Origin of the sequence: Aeromonas sp. FDAARGOS 1411, from assembly GCF_019047125.1 — a bacterium.
Classification (GTDB): Bacteria; Pseudomonadota; Gammaproteobacteria; order Enterobacterales; family Aeromonadaceae; genus Aeromonas; species Aeromonas veronii.
Genome location: NZ_CP077214.1, coordinates 4,147,859 through 4,165,000, shown reverse-complemented (window position 1 = coordinate 4,165,000; position 17,142 = coordinate 4,147,859). Strand labels below are relative to the sequence as shown.

Annotated in this window: 13 protein-coding genes (1 of these 13 running past the window's edge); 3 read left to right on the top strand and 10 right to left on the bottom strand. The window is 57.4% G+C overall.

From position 1 onward, the window contains the following. On the bottom strand, positions 1 to 535 hold the 5' portion of the coding sequence (locus tag I6L41_RS18955) for a helix-turn-helix domain-containing protein (protein WP_216947454.1). Its footprint begins 35 nt before the window's first position; only the first 535 of its 570 coding nucleotides appear in the window; it begins with the start codon at positions 533 to 535; its stop codon lies beyond the left edge, outside the window. A gap of 119 nt (positions 536 to 654) precedes the next feature. Between I6L41_RS18955 and I6L41_RS18950 the strand changes: the two genes are divergently transcribed. Both I6L41_RS18950 and I6L41_RS18945 read left to right on the top strand, forming a co-directional pair. Then, positions 655 to 1,830 carry a benzoate/H(+) symporter BenE family transporter gene (locus I6L41_RS18950; protein ID WP_216960625.1) on the top strand — a complete coding sequence of 392 codons (1,176 nt, stop codon included), beginning with the start codon at positions 655 to 657 and terminating at the stop codon, positions 1,828 to 1,830. A gap of 122 nt (positions 1,831 to 1,952) precedes the next feature. Continuing rightward, entirely contained in the window at positions 1,953 to 3,017 is a 1,065-nt protein-coding gene (locus I6L41_RS18945; protein WP_216960623.1) for a DUF3103 family protein, read from the top strand. Between the two features lie 69 nt (positions 3,018 to 3,086). On the opposite strand, the gene metF is transcribed toward I6L41_RS18945, so the two are convergent. Then, complete coding sequence (metF, locus tag I6L41_RS18940; protein ID WP_005340191.1) at positions 3,087 to 3,977, bottom strand: methylenetetrahydrofolate reductase; 891 nt, start codon at positions 3,975 to 3,977, stop codon at positions 3,087 to 3,089. 329 nt (positions 3,978 to 4,306) lie between these two features. Between metF and I6L41_RS18935 the strand changes: the two genes are divergently transcribed. After that, complete coding sequence (locus I6L41_RS18935; RefSeq protein ID WP_216960621.1) at positions 4,307 to 5,107, top strand: GNAT family N-acetyltransferase; 801 nt, start codon at positions 4,307 to 4,309, stop codon at positions 5,105 to 5,107. A gap of 73 nt (positions 5,108 to 5,180) precedes the next feature. Here the strand turns inward: I6L41_RS18935 and I6L41_RS18930 are convergent, their stop codons facing one another. The 8 genes from I6L41_RS18930 to I6L41_RS18895 all read right to left on the bottom strand — a co-directional run bounded on the left by I6L41_RS18930 (position 5,181) and on the right by I6L41_RS18895 (position 17,078). Beyond that, positions 5,181 to 6,668, bottom strand: coding sequence for an ABC transporter substrate-binding protein (locus tag I6L41_RS18930; protein ID WP_216960619.1), 1,488 nt, complete (start codon positions 6,666 to 6,668; stop codon positions 5,181 to 5,183). A gap of 8 nt (positions 6,669 to 6,676) precedes the next feature. Beyond that, entirely contained in the window at positions 6,677 to 8,656 is a 1,980-nt protein-coding gene (locus I6L41_RS18925) for a methyl-accepting chemotaxis protein (RefSeq protein WP_216960617.1), read from the bottom strand. Positions 8,657 to 8,878: 222 nt separating this feature from the next. Then, the gene (locus I6L41_RS18920) at positions 8,879 to 9,475 is read right to left on the bottom strand and encodes an OmpW family outer membrane protein (protein WP_005340187.1); all 597 of its coding nucleotides are present in this window, start codon (positions 9,473 to 9,475) and stop codon (positions 8,879 to 8,881) included. Between the two features lie 458 nt (positions 9,476 to 9,933). Then, positions 9,934 to 11,607: a diguanylate cyclase gene (locus tag I6L41_RS18915; protein WP_216960615.1), complete on the bottom strand. Its 1,674-nt coding sequence runs from the start codon at positions 11,605 to 11,607 to the stop codon at positions 9,934 to 9,936. Between the two features lie 120 nt (positions 11,608 to 11,727). Further along, positions 11,728 to 14,556: an excinuclease ABC subunit UvrA gene (gene uvrA / locus I6L41_RS18910; protein ID WP_216960613.1), complete on the bottom strand. Its 2,829-nt coding sequence runs from the start codon at positions 14,554 to 14,556 to the stop codon at positions 11,728 to 11,730. A gap of 89 nt (positions 14,557 to 14,645) precedes the next feature. Continuing rightward, on the bottom strand, positions 14,646 to 15,071 hold the full coding sequence (locus tag I6L41_RS18905; protein ID WP_216960611.1) for a hypothetical protein: 426 nt from the start codon (positions 15,069 to 15,071) through the stop codon (positions 14,646 to 14,648). Beyond that, on the bottom strand, positions 15,071 to 16,522 hold the full coding sequence (locus I6L41_RS18900; protein WP_043822571.1) for a curlin: 1,452 nt from the start codon (positions 16,520 to 16,522) through the stop codon (positions 15,071 to 15,073). The genes I6L41_RS18905 and I6L41_RS18900 overlap by 1 nt, the downstream gene beginning before the upstream one ends. Before the next feature lie 34 nt (positions 16,523 to 16,556). After that, positions 16,557 to 17,078: a curlin gene (locus tag I6L41_RS18895; protein WP_111901629.1), complete on the bottom strand. Its 522-nt coding sequence runs from the start codon at positions 17,076 to 17,078 to the stop codon at positions 16,557 to 16,559. Between the last annotated feature and the right edge of the window lie 64 nt (positions 17,079 to 17,142).

Genomic DNA, 17,142 nt, shown 5'->3' with positions numbered 1-17,142 from the left:
GGAAAATCGCCGGGGCTATGCCCAGATTGCGATAACCGTGGGGACGGTCGGCAGCAAAACGCACCGCCTCTCCTTGCACCAATGAACGCCACTCCCCTTCCACCAGCACCTCCATCATGCCGCTGATGACGATGACATGTTCGGTCACTCCCGGCTCATGGGACTCGGATTCACGCTGGTAACCCGGCAACAGGGTCAGCTCAAGCAATTCGAAGCCAAACCGGTTTTCATAAGGGAAGAGCGGCGCCACTTGCATGCCCTCTCCCGCTGGCTGCTGGCGAATGGCATCGGCGGTGCGATAGAGCACCTCAGCCTGCGCAGCGGGTGTGGGCTCAATGAAACTGGAAAATGAGACTCGAAAACCGGTGGCTATCTTCCATAGCGTCGCCACCGTCGGGCTGGACTCTCCCCGCTCAATCTGCCCCAGCATCGCTTTGCTGACACCCGTTTCGCGCGCGGCGGCATCCAGGCTCCAGCCGCGCTCGCTGCGCAGCCCCTTCAGTCGAGCAGCCAGATGCTGACTCATCTCTTGCATAACTGCCTCTTTATTACTCTTGCACGATGCGCCTTGTGCGCTATAGCGCACAGCGATATAGTCAAAGCTGTATTGTACGTAATAACGCACAGCGCGTCACAACGCCAAGAGGAAGAGTCATGCCCTTCGCCCTCCCCCATCTGGTCGCAGGCTTTATCGCCGTGATGGTCGGCTACACCAGTTCCGTCATCCTGATCATCCAGGCCGCCACGGCAGCGGGTGCTGATACTGCCCAAGTTGCCTCCTGGCTCTGGACGCTGGGGATCGGCATGGGGGTGAGCTGCATCGGCCTCTCTCTCTATTACCGCATACCCATACTAACCGCCTGGTCCACACCGGGCGCGGCACTGCTGATCACCACGCTGGGCAACTTCACTCTGGCGGAAGCGATCGGCGCCTTTGTGATCTCCTCCCTGCTGATCACTCTGTGTGGCATCAGCGGCTGGTTCGACCGCTTGATGAAACATATCCCGGCTCCGCTGGCCGCTGCCATGCTCGCTGGCGTACTGCTCAGATTCGGGCTGGATCTGTTCAAGGTCGCCCCGCAAGATCCCTTGCTGCTTGGTACCTTGCTGCTGACTTTCCTGTTGGGGCGTCATCTCTGGCCTCGCTATACCATGGTGCTGGTACTGGGAGTGGGGATGCTGATCTGCAGCGTGCGGGGGGATTTGCAAATGGGCACCCTTCACTGGCAACTCGCCAGCCCGGTCTGGACATGGCCAGCCTTCTCCCTTGATGCTCTGTTTGGTATCGCGCTGCCGCTGTTCATTGTCACCATGACATCGCAAAACATGCCGGGGATTGCCATCTTGCGAGCCCATGACTATCAGCCTGCCACCTCCTCGCTGATCAGCTGGACCGGCCTGACTGGCCTGCTGCTCGCCCCTTTTGGCGGTTATGCCTTCAATCTGGCCGCCATCACTGCCGCCATTTGCATGGGCAAAGAGGTCGACCCGGATACCAAGCGCCGCTGGCCTACTGCGGTTTGGGCGGGTTGCTTTTATCTTGTGACCGGCTGCTTCGGCGCAACCGTCGCGGCCCTGTTTAGCGCCTTTCCGGCAACCCTTGTCACCTGCGTCGCTGGTTTGGCCCTGTTAGGCACCATCGGCAGCAGCCTGCACTCGGCCTTGCAAGAGGATGAAGCGCGAGAAGCTGCGCTGCTCACCTTTATCATTACCGCGTCCGGGATCAGCCTGCTCGGCATCGCGGCAGCCTGCTGGGGTCTGCTGATTGGTCTGGCTATCTATCAGTTCCAATCATATCGACAAAGGAATCAATTGAACCTCAAACCGTGAACCTCTGCACACTATCCACATAAAATGATTCACAAGTGAAACTAATTTCCTTCTAGTGGTGCCAGGGCACCAATCTTCCCGGACGTGTTGCCCTGTCAGGTTGCATGCAACGGAGAATAAAAATGAAAAATCAGGCTGTCTTGTTACTACTGGCCATACTGGGTGCTACGAGCGTCCAAGCTGCCGATACGGATCGAGAGCTGGCTCGCCAGCTCGCACTTCAGCAGAAAAACCTGCTGCCCCTGCTGAGCAATCAGCAATACCAGAGCCCGCTTCCCACCCTGCTGCAGAAGGCCAGCCCACGCCTTAAACGGCAGGCGAGCGATGCCAACCAGGCAGCCATCAGCCGGCAAGGACTGGATGGCGAGGTCAAGCAACTGATGCAGTTGCGGCTGGCCAACACCGATCAGGCCGCAGCACTGCAACAGGGCGTCGAACCGCTGGTCGCCTATGTTCCTAGTGGGGATGAGAAGAGCTGGAGCGCCATTGAAGCGTTCGATAGTGCTGGCAATCCCGTCTATCTGGATGTAGACAAGGCACCGGCCCGGCCGGTTCTGGTAGTCGAAGCCGATCCCGTCAAAGCCAAAAATGCAGGCTTGGAGGTGATGCGCAAGGCGCTGGCCGATGCGGATCTGCAAAGCGCCCCGCGAGTAACGGCCAGCACGGTGCCACTCAAGACCAGTATCCTGAAAAAGATCAGACTGAAGGATGATCAGGAGCCCTGGCTGCTCGGCGCAGCCGAAGTGTATGCAGTGGTCGCAGGGGTTAATCCCAGCCGGGATGAACCAGTGGTCGATATTGTCGACATGCCCTACCTCGACTATGACAACACAGACTACACCCCCAACCAGATCCTGGTTTACTGGGATCGCTATCGCTGGGGTGCCGTCGATGTGGTGATGATGGAGCAGGATGACAACGTCAACTACAAGGAGCTGAGCGCCCTGCTGATTGAAGCTCTCAAACTCGGCTTTACTGCGGGTGGCGTGCCGGAAGCCCTGCCCTTCCTCGATCTCGGCGGTCGCATCGTCAAGGCACTGCCCGACTCCTGGATGACCAACAACGACGACTATCTGGATACCTTCTACACACTGGAGCAGGATCAGGTCTATCGCCAGTATCCGGGGGCTGCCGGTAATGCGGTTATCGATCTTGAGCCAAAAGAGATCGCCCCGACCAGACCTTGATAATCGGCCATAACGAAAAAGCCAATGAGCAACTCATTGGCTTTTTGCTTTTATCGCGGTGGCCACCGGTCAACCCTTGGGACGAACCCCCAGAGTATGGCAGATGGCATAGGTCAGCTCGGAGCGGTTCAGGGTATAGAAGTGGAAATCCTTCACCCCTTCCTGACTCAGCACGCGCACCTGATCGATGGCGATGCTAGCCCCCACCAGATTGCGAGTCATCTGATCGTTATCCAACCCCTCGAAACGCTGATGCATCCAACGCGGGATCTTCACATTGGTAAAACCGGCAAACTTGGCCAGGGTCTGATAGTTGGAGACCGGCAGGATCCCCGGCACGATTTCAGCATCAATACCGATGGCGGCGCAGCGATCCCGAAAGCGCAAATACGTTTCCACATCGAAGAAGAACTGGGTGATAGCACGGTTGGCACCGGCATCGATCTTGCGCTTGAGGTTGAGCAGGTCGGATTGCGCACTCTTGGCCTCCGGGTGCCCTTCCGGATAGGCGGCAACCGAGATATCAAAGTCAGCCTCTGACTTGAGCAGGGCAACCAGATCGGTGGCATACATATCCGGCTTCTCCAACCCCTGCGGCAAATCACCGCGCAGAGCCACGATATGACGAATACCGCTGTTCCAGTAATCACGGGCGATGGTGCGCAATTCGTCGCGGCTGGCATCGATACAGGTCAGGTGAGGCGCCGCAATCAGGCCGGTCCGTTCCTTGATGTCCTTGATCACCTTGTGGGTGCGATCACGGGTGCCGGAGTTGGCGCCATAGGTGACGGAGACGAACTTGGGTTCCAGCACTTTCAGCCGTTCGATGGACTGCCAGAGGGTATTCTCCATCCCTTCACTGTTGGGCGGAAAAAACTCGAAACTGACCGATATATCGCCATTCAAATCTGCCAAGCTCTGGTTGAGCGCCTCAACCTGACGTGCACTGTGAAATCCCATCTGCTCTTCTCCCTGTCCTGCAATCCATCTGCCTACGTCAAAACGGATGTTTGGACGTCTAAACGTCTTTATATTTATGAGCAAAACGACACAAAGTCAACAGGGTTTTACCTCACATCCGATCTGACGAACTTCATATTTACAAAATTAACGGTACGTAACCGAAAAGTGCCCATCCCAAAATTGCCCCAGTCGAGTTATGATGGGGGCAGATCGTCCTGGACGTTCTGAATCTGCGTGTGATTGTTTGGCCGGAGGTTTCTCCGGCCCCTTTTCATCTATTTCCCACTCCTGCCGATAACAGAATGAGTCTTTGCAGGAGCACCATCATGGATACCCACCCCGGCTTTGCCACCGACTTGCTGTTCGATCGCTACCAGGGCGAGGTAACCCAGCATGAGCAGTTCTGGGCGGTTCGCACGCCGGATGCTCCCGACTATTACTTCGGCAACTACCTGCTGCTCCCCACCCCGCCCAGCGACCGCGACAAAGGCTGGCTGGAAGCCGCATTCGATCAGTTGATCGGCCAGGATCCTCGGGTGCGCCACCGCACATTCCAATGGCCACTAGCCGCCGGACAAAACAGCCGGATCGCCGGTTTTGTCGCAACGGGTTACCAATATATGGAGTGCGTGGTACTGGCGCTGGATGAGCAGAGCTGCCCACCTCCTCACGACGACATGAACAAGGTTGAGGCACGCACCTTCACCACTGCTGATTGGCCTGAGTGGCTCGACTTCGAACTCCATGAGCGGGATGAGGGGCACTCGGAACAGAGTTACCTCCCCTATCTTCGATCCCGTCAGGCGCTCTATCAGGCCATGATTGCCGATGGTCTCGGGGACTGGTGGGGGATCTGGCAAGAGGGACAACTGGTCGCTAGCTGTGGCCTCTTCTTTTGCGGCACACTTGGGCGCTTCCAGTTGGTACGCACGCACCATGCCTGGCGCAACCAGGGGTTATGCCGCCAGCTGCTGAGTCAAGTGGCTCGCGCAGGATTGTCCCGCGCCAAACAACTCATCATAGTGGCTGACGAGCACTACCATGCCCTGCGCATTTACCGCTCTCTGGGGTTTGCCCCGGTAGCCCGCATCGGCAGCCTCTGCCGCTGGCCCCACGAAGCACAATAAAGCAATACATACTGGCCGCGAGCCATAAAAAAACGGGAGGCTGATGCCTCCCGTTTTTATTGATGCAGATGACCTATTGCTGTGGCTGCTGTGGCGCCTCCAGCTCGTTGGAGAGCGCCTGTTCCACCTCATCCGACGGCGCCGGTAATGGGGCAGCGGCCGCTGATGCGGGTTCTGCGGGAGTCACAGCTGGTGCCACCACGGCCGATGTTTCACTGGTCGCGGGAGCTGCGGACACCTCAGTCGTCGGCGCTGAAACTGGAGCAGGAGCAGGAGCAGGAGCAGGGGCAACCGCATCACACTGACAATCCGCGCTCTTGGCCTTGTTGCCCTGATGAGGGGCATACCAGCCCTTCAAGCCACTTTCCAGTCGCTCTGCGGCAGCCTTGGGTTCCATCTTGCCAAGCAGCACCGCCTGACTCACCTCGGCCAGCTCATCCCCCAACTTGGGCGTACCACGGGAGAGGATCTGGGTCGCGACCCGAATGGTCGAGTCACACTGATCGCGCCACTCCATCATCTCTTTGGCCGCCGGATTGGTGACATCGAAGAAGTGGTTGGAGAGGGAGAAGAATCCCGGCAGCGAGTTGGTATAGAGCTCGGCAAATTGCGGCGTCGTCAGCCACTGCAGGAAGGCCATTGCCCCCTCTTTGTTCTTGCTGGCCGGATTCATCCCCATACCGATATCGGTGTGGTCGGTAAAGAAACAGCCATCACCCTGTTTGGCCACCGGCGGACGCATGACGCCAAAATCGACCTTGCCGGTGAAGGGGGCAATCTCCCAGGAGCCCGCCACGTAGAAGGCTGCCTTGCCCGAAGTGAACAGCTCGTTACTGGTCGCATAATCGCGGCTCTCGCCACCTTCACCGAGGTAGGAACGCCAGCGGGCCAGCTCGTCGAACACCTTCACATATTGCGGGTTGTCCAACCGCTCCTGCCCGCCGATCAGTGCCAGACGGCCGTCCTCTCCCTTCCAGTAATTCGGACCAATGTTCTGGAACCCCAGTTCGGAGGCAACCCAGCTCTCGGAACCGCTCATGGCCAGCGGCACATAACGCCCGTCGGCCTTGATCTTGTCCAGCACGGCGAAGAACTGGTCGCGGGTTTGCGGCAAGGTGAGCCCCAACTCACTGAAGATCTTCTTGTTATAGAAGAAGCCATGGATCACCGAAGCCATCGGCACGCAGAAAGTCTGGGCACCGGAATCGGTCTGCCACGGTGACTGGGCAAAACTCGGGAAGTTCTCCATCCCCGCCATTTCGGTCAGCTCGGCCAGATGGCCAGCCTTGAACAGGGCGAGCGAGTCATCAAACGGACGACAGGTAATAAGATCCCCCGCCTTGCCCCCTTTCAGGCTCTCCCACAAAGTGGGCATGTAGTTGACGTTCTGCACCGGATGAAAACTCACCTTGATGCCGGGATGCGCCGCTTCAAACGCCGGGATGATTTTCTGCTCCCACAACGCCTTGTCATCGGTTCGCCAGCTTTCAATCACCAGCTCGCTGGCCATCAGCTGGCCACACAACAGGAGACTCAGGGCTCCAATCCACTTTTTAGACATAAGCCCTCCTAGACCTTGAAATGTGCGATCAATTGCTGCTGTTTGGCGACCAGGTCGGCCAGCACTTCGCTGCTGCTGGCGGATTCCCGCGCCTCCCGCTCTGTCTCGTATGCCACATCGGCAATACCGGCGATATGACGAGCGACCCCCTGACTGACGGAGATCTGCTCCTGAGCGGCATGGGCCACCTGATCCGCCATCGACTTGATGGCCCCCATCCGCTCGGCAATGGATTGCAGCGCCACATCCATCTCGCGGGTCTGCTCGACACAGCTCTGGGTCTGCTCCTGGCTGCGTCCCATCACTTCAACCACATGCTTGCTGGAGCTCTGCAGGTTCTCAATCATCCCCTGGATCTCTTCGGTCGAAGTCTGGGTGCGATTGGCCAGCGCCCGCACCTCATCGGCCACCACCGCAAAACCACGACCTGCATCACCAGCACGGGCCGCTTCGATGGCAGCGTTCAATGCCAGCAGATTGGTCTGCTCGGCAATACTGCGGATCACATCGAGAATGCTGCCGATGTTGTTGCTGAATTCGCCCAGCTTGTAAGTGATGCCGACCGCCTCCTCCATGGCGCCAGCCAGCTGCTCGGTGATCCGGCGAGTGGTGGCCACTTTCTGGCGACCATTGCGCGCCTCTTCATCGGCCAAATCCACTTCCCGCTTGGTGCCATCGGTAGAGCGGGCCACCTCGGTGGCGCTCACTTCCAGCTCGGTAATGGCGGCGGCCACCTGATCGGTCTGGCTCTTCTGCTCCTGTACCCGGGACATGGCCCGTTCGCTGATCTCGGCGGCGCGGCTCGCCTCATCCACCAGATGGCGGGAACCCGCATTGATTTGAGAGAGCAGCTCGCCGGTCTTGCCCGCCAGCGTATCGATGGAGCGAGAGAGGCTGCCAAATTCGCAACTGCTGCGGTAGTTGATGCGGCGGGTCATGTCACCGGCCGCCATGTAATCGAGCTCCTTGTTGATCATCTGCAACGGGCGCTGAATGCTGCGCGCCGTGGTATAGCCGATCACCAGTGCGGCAGCGGCAGACATCGCGGCAACCACCAGGATCCAGAAGCTGGCGCTACTGACCGCTGCATCGGCATTGATCCGGCTATCGCTGGCGATGGCTCCGGCAGACTTGCCCATCTCATCGAGCAAATTGAGACTGTTGACCAGACTGGCATCCAGCTGCTGATTTTGCGTGGCCAGCGACAGCGCCAGTTGCTGAGCCTGACGCATGGTTGCCAGCAAGCCCTGAGCGCCAAGCGCCAACTCCTGCATCCGATCCAGATTGGAGACAAAGCGCGCTTTCACATCATCGGGCACCAGCACCCGCTCCAACCGCTTGCGGGCCATATCGATATCCTTGCTGAGTACCTTTTCCAGCTCGTTCAGGTCGGTTTTGGCATCGGCACGGCGGATATTCTTCAGATCGCGGGCGATACCCGAGGTAATAAGCTCCGCCTTGTTGCGCATGGAGCGTTTGCTGGCGGCCTGTTGCAGCAGCAGATCCGCCGCCCACTGGTAAGTATCCTCAAGGCGGATAAATTCCATCTCCAGCTTGTGGCGCTGCTCCAGTGCACTGACCCACTGCCGATGCTGGGCTAACACCTGATCCGCCAAGCCATAAAATTGGGTGGTAGCACTCTCGACCTGTTGGAAGCGGGCACGAGCATCCGCTACGTCGGTAAATTTACCCATCTCCTGACTCAGCTGGGCGAAGCGGTTCTGTTGCTCCTTGAACTGATTGGCCAGCTGCGGCAACTGGGCAGCATCTTCACTGGTGCGGTAGACCAGCACCCAGCGGTTACTATCCTGCAATGCCCCCTTGAGACCTGCGACAGCCACCACCAGCGGGGTTGCCCGGTCAGATACGGCAGAGAGGCCGTCATTTATACCCTTGATTTTAAAAGTACTGATCACACCAAGCAGGATCAGCAACAGCAGCATCAACACGAATCCGGCGATGATCCGCTGCACGATAGATAAGCCCATGGAGACATCCTCACTCATTGGGGGAAGGTAAAGTGAACATAGTCACTATCGGCAGGGGTAGCGAATAACTGAAATAAAGCGGCAGGTATTTAATTGATTTGTATCGGGTTGGATCACAGTACAGACAAAATCAGCCATACGAAAAAAGCCCGGCACAAGCCGGGCTGAAAGAGACGTACTTTGCTATCTTCCGCGGTCCGTTCAGAACCGCAATCAGAATCATTAGAAGCGATAGCCAACACCCACCATAAAGGCCATCGGGTCGACCTTGGTATTAATGGTGCCAATCGCTGTATGCACATCGGTATCGATATCCATGATCCAGGCTGAACCGTTGACAAACCAGCGGTCAGTGATCGCCATATCGATACCAACTTGTCCGGCAACACCCCAGGAGTCATCGACTTTGACATCGGTTCCTGACAGTGCACCACGACCCTCTTCATCAAAGAAGGTGGTGTAGTTCACGCCAATACCGACATACGGGCGAACCTTGCTTTGAGCATCGCCAAAATAGTACTGACCCATCAGAGTCGGCGGCAGATGCTTGATCTTGGCAACTTCAGCGCCACCCAGTTTGACTGAATGAGAGAAGGGGGTTGCAGCCAGCAATTCGACACCCCAGTTATCAGTAATCATGTAAGAGAGAGTCAATCCCAATTGCATGTTGTCATTAATTTCCAGCTCTACAGGCGTGCTGCTTTCCTGCGGCGATACAAATGCCAAACCACCACGAACCAGAATATCACCAGCCTGATGGGCCATGGCGAAAGGAGAGGTCACTGCAGCGGCGATCATCAGAGGAAGTAATTTTTTCATCACGTAATCCCTTTTTTTGTTTTCATTTGATGCTGTAAGCCCGCTGACTATATGCCCTTGTAAATGCAAAGTTATTGACTTGGAGCAAAGGTTGCACAGAAATAAATCGATTGGTGTGACATCTTTGCGCACCATCCCAATCTCGTTGAGTCCCCAGACAACAAGCCGAAATACCTGTTTCGACAGGTTGTAACTACCAGCGCCCAGCGCCAAAAGGCGCAAGCAAACCACATCTTATTGCACGGCAGTGCGGCTATTAATTGTTGTTTATATGGGTAAATCAGCGTATTTTTTGCGCCATACAAGTTACTGGGAAGTAATGGTTTATTTATGAAAAATGAGTCGAAATGGCAAAAGGTGGGGGCCTTTCTCGCGGCCGTGTGGGGAATCGGATCCTTTCTCTTTATCCTGCTCGGTTTTATTGTCGCCCTGGCCTATCTGGTATTGGTACGGCAGGGTTAATCCGGGTTGACAGAGTGCAGTAGGGTGATATCCCCCCCTTCGGCAAGCTGTTCCGGCGTCTGGCCTATTCCCTCCGCAGAGAGGGTACCAGCGTAGCCACACCACCGATTTCGCCCGCCGACTTTGGCCTGATACAGTGCCATGTCCGCCAGTTTGAAGCTATGACTCCAGAATGAATCCGGGTACTCCGGGTGCAACGGATAGCGGCAGAATCCCAGCGACACCGTCAACCAGAGTGGCACATCCTCTCTGCCAAAGCGGTGCTGAGCGACACGCTGGCGCAGATATTCGACCCGCAGCGCCAACTCTTGCTCATCATCCACTTGTAGCAGCAACAAGAACTCCTCCCCGCCCAGCCGGATGATCGGCTCACGCTCTCCTGTCACCACCTTGCGCAGCAGATCCGCCAACTGTTTCAGCACCAGATCCCCGATGTCATGGCCAAGGCGATCATTGATCCGCTTGAAATGATCCAGATCCAGCAGCAATAACAGACAAGGTTTGGCCCGGTTGGCCTGCAACCAACCATCGAGATAGCGACGATTGAAACAACGGGTCAAGGGGTCGGTGAATGCAGCCATCTCCATCTGGCTGGATTTTTCCAACAAATCATCGTGTTGCTGACTGACCTTGCTGGCCATCTCCTTGAACTTGCCGCTCAAGGTCGCCATCTCGGCGCTGCTGTCGATATAGGGGATCAAGGTGGCATCTGGCCGATCGCCAAAGCGTTGCAGCGCCGACACCAGCTGCTGCAACGGGGTGAGCACAATGCTGTTGAGCCGGTACATGGCGATCATGACGCAGATAAAACTGATAAACAGCATGCCGATAAAGGTCCAGAGCGCCCCCTCCATGACGCTACTCAAGATCTTTCTCTCCTCCTCAATCACCAGAGTCAGTACCGGCTGGTTATCGCTGTTAAGCAGTCGCACCTCTCCCCTGAGCCGGGTCAGCCCAAGGTCGATCAGGCGATACGTTATTTGCGGTTTCAGTGGTTTGAAGGTAGCGGTGACATCCAGATTGGCGTGGGAAATCGCCAGAGGCAGTGCGGTACGCTCCGATACCTGCTCGAGATAGTCTTTGTCGAGCCAACGTACAACCAGCAAGAAACCGTTGAACGGTGCCGACTCGTCACTGTTTCTGATCGGCTGCCACGAGTACATCAGCGGCCCCCACTGGGAAGCACGGATCCCGTGCAGATTGATGCCCCCTTGCGCCACCGAGCGCGCCCTTAACTGCTTTTTCAGTTCATCAAGGAAGTAGGGAAACTGGTCCGGATTGATCCCCGGCGCATCGGGTAGCAGGGTCCGCGTCCAGATTTCGTAGCCGGTGAGATCCATGAAGCTCATCAGGTTGAGACTAAAATCCCGCATCGGCATATCACTGAACAGGTTGGATTCGATGTACGCCCTGCTTTTGTTGTCCATAAAACGGTGACTGTCATCCCAGATGCCCCAATCCCGACTGAATGCATCCAGAGCGGCCACATCCGCCTGCACCGCCTTGGTCACGCGCAGCAGATGCTCCTTCATTCGCTGTTCTTCAATCCGGCTGGCAGCCGGGATCTGGGCCCACGCCAGCAGGACCAGCAATAGCAGGATCGCCCCCAGCCAGATGGGGAACATGGAGTAAGCCAACTGATGATCAATCGTGCGCGGAGCCTGAGCCATAACCCGATATATCCATTACCATGACGCTAAGATGCCAAGCCTGCCCCACTTGACGAACTTCCCCCTATGCTCCCGATTTTTATAACAAAAAGGGGCCAAAGGCCCCTCGATTATAACGGCTTATCGCGCCAATAGCGGTCGTAAAAAACGAGCTGTATGAGACTCTTTATTGGTGCAAATCTCTTCCGGCGTCCCCGTCACCAGAATGCGGCCACCACCGGCGCCTCCCTCCGGCCCCAGATCGACGATCCAATCGGCAGTTTTTACCACATCAAGGTTGTGCTCGATGATGACGATGGTGTTACCGCGATCCCGCAGCTGGTGCAGCACCTTGAGCAGTTGCTGGATGTCGTGGAAGTGCAGGCCGGTGGTCGGCTCGTCCAGAATATAGAGGGTCTGACCGGTATCCCGCTTGGAGAGCTCCCGCGCCAGCTTGACCCGCTGCGCCTCGCCGCCAGAGAGCGTGGTGGCCGACTGGCCGAGGCGGATATAGGAGAGGCCCACATCCATCAGGGTCTGCAGCTTGCGCGCCACCGCCGGCACCGGATCGAAGAACTCGCGGGCATCTTCCACTGTCATCTCGAGGATTTCGTGGATGTTTTTGCCCTTGTACTTCACCTCCAGCGTCTCGCGGTTGTAGCGCTTGCCCTTGCAGACATCGCACGGCACGTAGACATCCGGCAGGAAGTGCATCTCCACCTTGATGACCCCATCCCCCTGGCACGCCTCGCAGCGCCCCCCCTTCACGTTGAAGGAGAAGCGCCCCGGCTGGTAGCCGCGCGAGCGCGCCTCCTGGGTGCCGGAGAGCAGCTCGCGGATCGGAGTGAACAAACCGGTATAGGTGGCCGGGTTGGAGCGCGGGGTGCGGCCGATGGGGCTTTGATCGATATCCACCACCTTGTCCAGATGCTCCAGCCCTTCCACGCTGCGATAGGGCGCCGGGGTGGACTCAGTGGCCTTGTTCAGCTCGCGGTGAGCGATGCGGAACAATGTGTCGTTGATCAGGGTCGACTTGCCGGAGCCGGAGACGCCAGTCACGCAGGTCATCACCCCGATCGGCAGATCCAGGTTGACGTTGCGCAGGTTGTTGCCGCTCGCCCCCTTGAGTTTCAACCACTTGCCGGTGAGCGGAGTCCGCTCGGCGGGAATGGCGATCTGCTTGCGCCCGGAGAGGTAGTCACCGGTCAGCGACTCGGGATTATTGATGATCTCCTCCGGCGTGCCCTGCGCGACGATGGCTCCGCCATGCACGCCCGCCCCCGGGCCGATATCGAGCACATGGTCGGCGAGGCGGATGGCATCCTCGTCGTGCTCCACCACGATCACTGTGTTGCCAAGATCTCGCAGGTGAGTGAGAGTCTTGAGTAACCTTTCATTGTCGCGTTGGTGCAGGCCGATGGAAGGCTCGTCCAGCACATACATCACCCCCACCAGACCGGCACCGATCTGGCTGGCCAGTCGAATGCGTTGCGCTTCGCCGCCGGAGAGGGTCTCGGCACTGCGCGACAGACTCAGGTAGTTGAGGCCAACGTTTACCAAGAAGCCGAGCCGCTCGACGATCTCTTTGAGGATCTTCTCGGCGATCTGGGCGCGCTGGCCGGTCAGATTCAACCCTTCGAAGAAGGCCAGTGCATCGCCGATGGACTGCTCGGCAATGGCCGGCAGGTTGCGGTTGTCGACGAAAACGTGGCGCGCCTCCTCCCGCAATCGACTGCCGCCGCAGCTGGTACAGGATTTGTTCGCGATATATTTGGAGAGCTCTTCACGCACCGAGTTGGACTCGGTTTCCCGGTAGCGCCGCTCCATGTTGTGCAGGATCCCCTCGAACGGGTGCTTGCGCACCACCACATCGCCGCGGTCGTTCATGTAGCGGAACTCGATCTCGGTACGACCGGAGCCACGCAGGATCACCTCCTGGGTCTTGACCGGTAGATCTTCCCACGGCGTCTCCAGATCGAACTTGTAGTGTTCGGAGAGGGATTTCAGCATCTGGAAGTAGTAGAAGCTACGTTTGTCCCAGCCGCGGATAGCGCCATTGGCCAGACTGATGGCCGGATCGCCGATCACCTTGGCTGGATCGAAATATTGCTGCACCCCGAGGCCGTCGCAGGTCGGGCAGGCACCGGCCGGATTGTTGAAGGAGAAGATGCGCGGCTCCAGCTCCGACATGGAGTAGCCACACTCCGGGCAGGCGAAGTTGGCGGAGAAGGTCATGGGGGCGACCCCCTCTTCCCCGTCCATCGGCACTACCAGTACTATGCCGCCGGAGAGGGTCAGCGCCGTCTCGAACGACTCGGCCAAACGCAAGGCAAGGTCCTCGCGCACCTTGAAGCGATCCACCACCACCTCGATGGTGTGCTTCTTGTGCAGCTCCAGAGTCGGAGGATCGGAGAGATCGCACACCTCGCCGTCGATACGGGCACGGATGTAGCCCTGGGCCGCCAGATTCTCCAGTAGCTTGGTGTGCTCCCCCTTGCGATCGCGCACCACCGGGGCCAGCAGCATCAGCTTGCTCCCCTCCGGCTGAGCCAGCACCTGATCCACCATCTGGCTGATGGTCTGGGCGGCGAGCGGAATGGCATGGGTCGGACAGCGCGGCTCACCGACCCGGGCAAACAGCAGACGCAGGTAGTCGTAGATCTCGGTGATGGTGCCGACGGTCGAGCGCGGGTTGTGGGAGGTGGACTTCTGCTCGATGGAGATGGCGGGCGAAAGCCCCTCGATATGGTCGACGTCCGGCTTCTCCATCAAGGAGAGGAATTGGCGGGCATAGGCGGAGAGGGACTCCACATAGCGGCGCTGCCCCTCGGCATAGAGGGTATCGAACGCCAGAGAGGATTTGCCAGAACCGGAGAGGCCGGTGACCACGATCAGCTTGTCGCGGGGCAGGGTCAGATTGATGTTCTTGAGGTTGTGGGTGCGAGCACCCCGGACCACGATCTTTTCCATCTTGTTGCACGCTCGATACAGAAACCTGAGCGAGTCAGTATGGCATAGAGACTACTGGATGAATAGACAGTCATGAGATGAAATGCGCATCATCCGGCGCACGCCATCTGCTCTTTTTTCTCCACCAGCAGCCGCTCGTTTTGCCATATCCTGGCGGTGACCTCGACCCGATAGGGGCAACGCAAACCCAGCCCTATTTTGCCAGCCGCCATGACCACTCCAGCCTGCAGCGACAGATTACGGCTCTGGCGCTGAGTCGTGCTCCCGGCGGCCCCTTCGCCATACACCAGCAACCTGAAGCTCACCTTCAAGTTGCGCTTGCTGAACAGCGTCGGTGCAAGTGACAGCCCCTGTTCGCTCTGCACCATATTGAGGGACAAGCGGATCGACGGATCGGGTTCTATCTCGGTTTCCCTTGCAGTTACTGGTGAAGGAACGCGATAAACCAGCATCAACCCACAGAGCAGCACCAATAAAAGAGGGGCCCGCAGGCCCCTTAATCCGGAGATGACCATCAGTTGCTACCAGAACCCTGATAGACATAGGCACGGTTATCGCTGCCCAATACGGTCACATTGGCAGTATTGAAGCTTTCGTTTTGCACCACATCAACGGTGTTGCGCCCCCCACCAACCCCAGCATTGACGTAGACATTAGCCTCGTGCTCAGCGCCGTTCTGGGTCACGGTGAGTTTGTTCTCGCTACCCAAGTAGGACTCAACCTTGGCATTGTTCAGCTCACCATCCTGGCTCACTTTGACCACAGACTCAGAGTGAGACGCATCGGCATAAGCCCAGTTGTCAGTACCTTTCTGAGCAACGACCAGCTCGTTGTCCGAGCCCCAGGTCCATGCGCCTTTGCCTTCACCATCACGAGCAGATGCAACCTGGTTGCCAGTTCCGTTCTGGTCGATATCGATGGTATTGCCGCTGCCTGCTTGTTGCACTGCATTGGCATAGTTGTCATTGCCTACCTGATCAATGGTGACCGCACCATCGGTACTGCTGGCTAACTGATTGACCACGGCCTTGTTGTCATCACCTGTCTGGTTGATCAAGGCATCATTGCCAGTACCTTGCTGGTCGGTCTCAATACGGTTGCGATTACCATCTTGTTTCAACTCAGCAAACTCGCTGCTACCACTCTGTTTTGCCAGCAGGTGGTTGCCCTCCCCAGCATCAGATCCTTGTTGCAGGGTCACCACCTTACCGCCGGTTCCACTTTGCTCAACAGTCGCTACGTTGGCACTATCGTATTGAGTGACGTCTGCATTGTTCAAAGAACCACTCTGAGTCACCACTGCAGATGTTCCTTCCGCCGGTGCATAGTCATAGTTACCGGTTGCCTGCAGCACCTTGGTGATATTGCTCTCTCCACGTTGTACCACTTCGGCGTTGGCTCCATCAGCCGCTGTCTGGGTCACGTCAGCCTTGTGAGCCCCCCCTTCTAGCTGCTGTACACTCGCCCGAGCGAAATCGGATATCTGGTTATTAATGACAGCCTGATTACCATCCGAGATTTGAGTGATCATGGAGTCAGCTCCGTCACCATTATCTTGCTTGATCTTGGCGTCGTTGCTCTCCCCATCCTGCACAACCCCGGCAACCGCACCGCCATTCTCAAATTGCTGAATCACATCAGCAAAGTTGTCGTTCCCCTTTGTATCGATGGAGGCTTTGGAGAGGTTAGTGTCACCTTGTTGCAAGATGTAACCACGGTTGCGGTCACCTACCTGCCGAGTATCGGCATCTGACTGGCCGGTATTCTTTTGAGTGGTAACAGCTGTGTTGTCGTTACCAGCTTGATCGATGTTAGCCTTGTTATCGACGCTTCCCACCACCTGGTTAATGGTGGCGGTATTGCCGCTCTGGGCCTGGTTCACCGTAGCCTGGTTGCCAGTAGATGCCGCCCAAGCGGTGCTGGTCGCCAGAAGAACTGCCGAGGCAATGATGGTACGTTTAAACATGATTTCCCTCTCGTGCTAATGGTTGAGCCTAGGCTCAGTTGGTTTGAACGACATTTACTTGCTGATTGGCTCCCGTCTGAATAACGGTTGCCGCCAATCCATACCCGTTTTGCTCGATGCTGGCCTGATTGCCATCACCCAGCTGGATCGCCCGGGCCTGATTATCTGCCCCTTGCTGACTGATCCAGGCTTCATTGCCGCTGCCTTGTTGCAGCAGCCAAATCCGGTTATTGATGCCCGCCTGATAGAGCTCGGCGCTATTGCCCTCGCCCAGTTGCGCACCATTGACCCAGTTCTCATCTCCCACCTGGGAGAGCGCCAACTCATTGGCCCAACCCTGTTGCAGCAGACGCGCCTGATTCAGCTCCCCTTGCTGGGTGAGATGCAGTTGCTGCTCGCTACCGAGTTGCCACAACAGCGCCTGATTCCCATCGTTCTGCAGACCGGAATCCAGCTCGCTTGCCATCGCCAGCTCGTCGAAGACGGCAGGCTCTGCGGCGAGTTGCGGGGCGCCCGATATCAGCAGAAAAAAGAGAGCACTCAACAGGTGTTTCATCGCGCCATCGCCTTGTTGGAAAACGCCCACAGTATCCCTGTCAGACCAGAGGCGGCCTATCAGG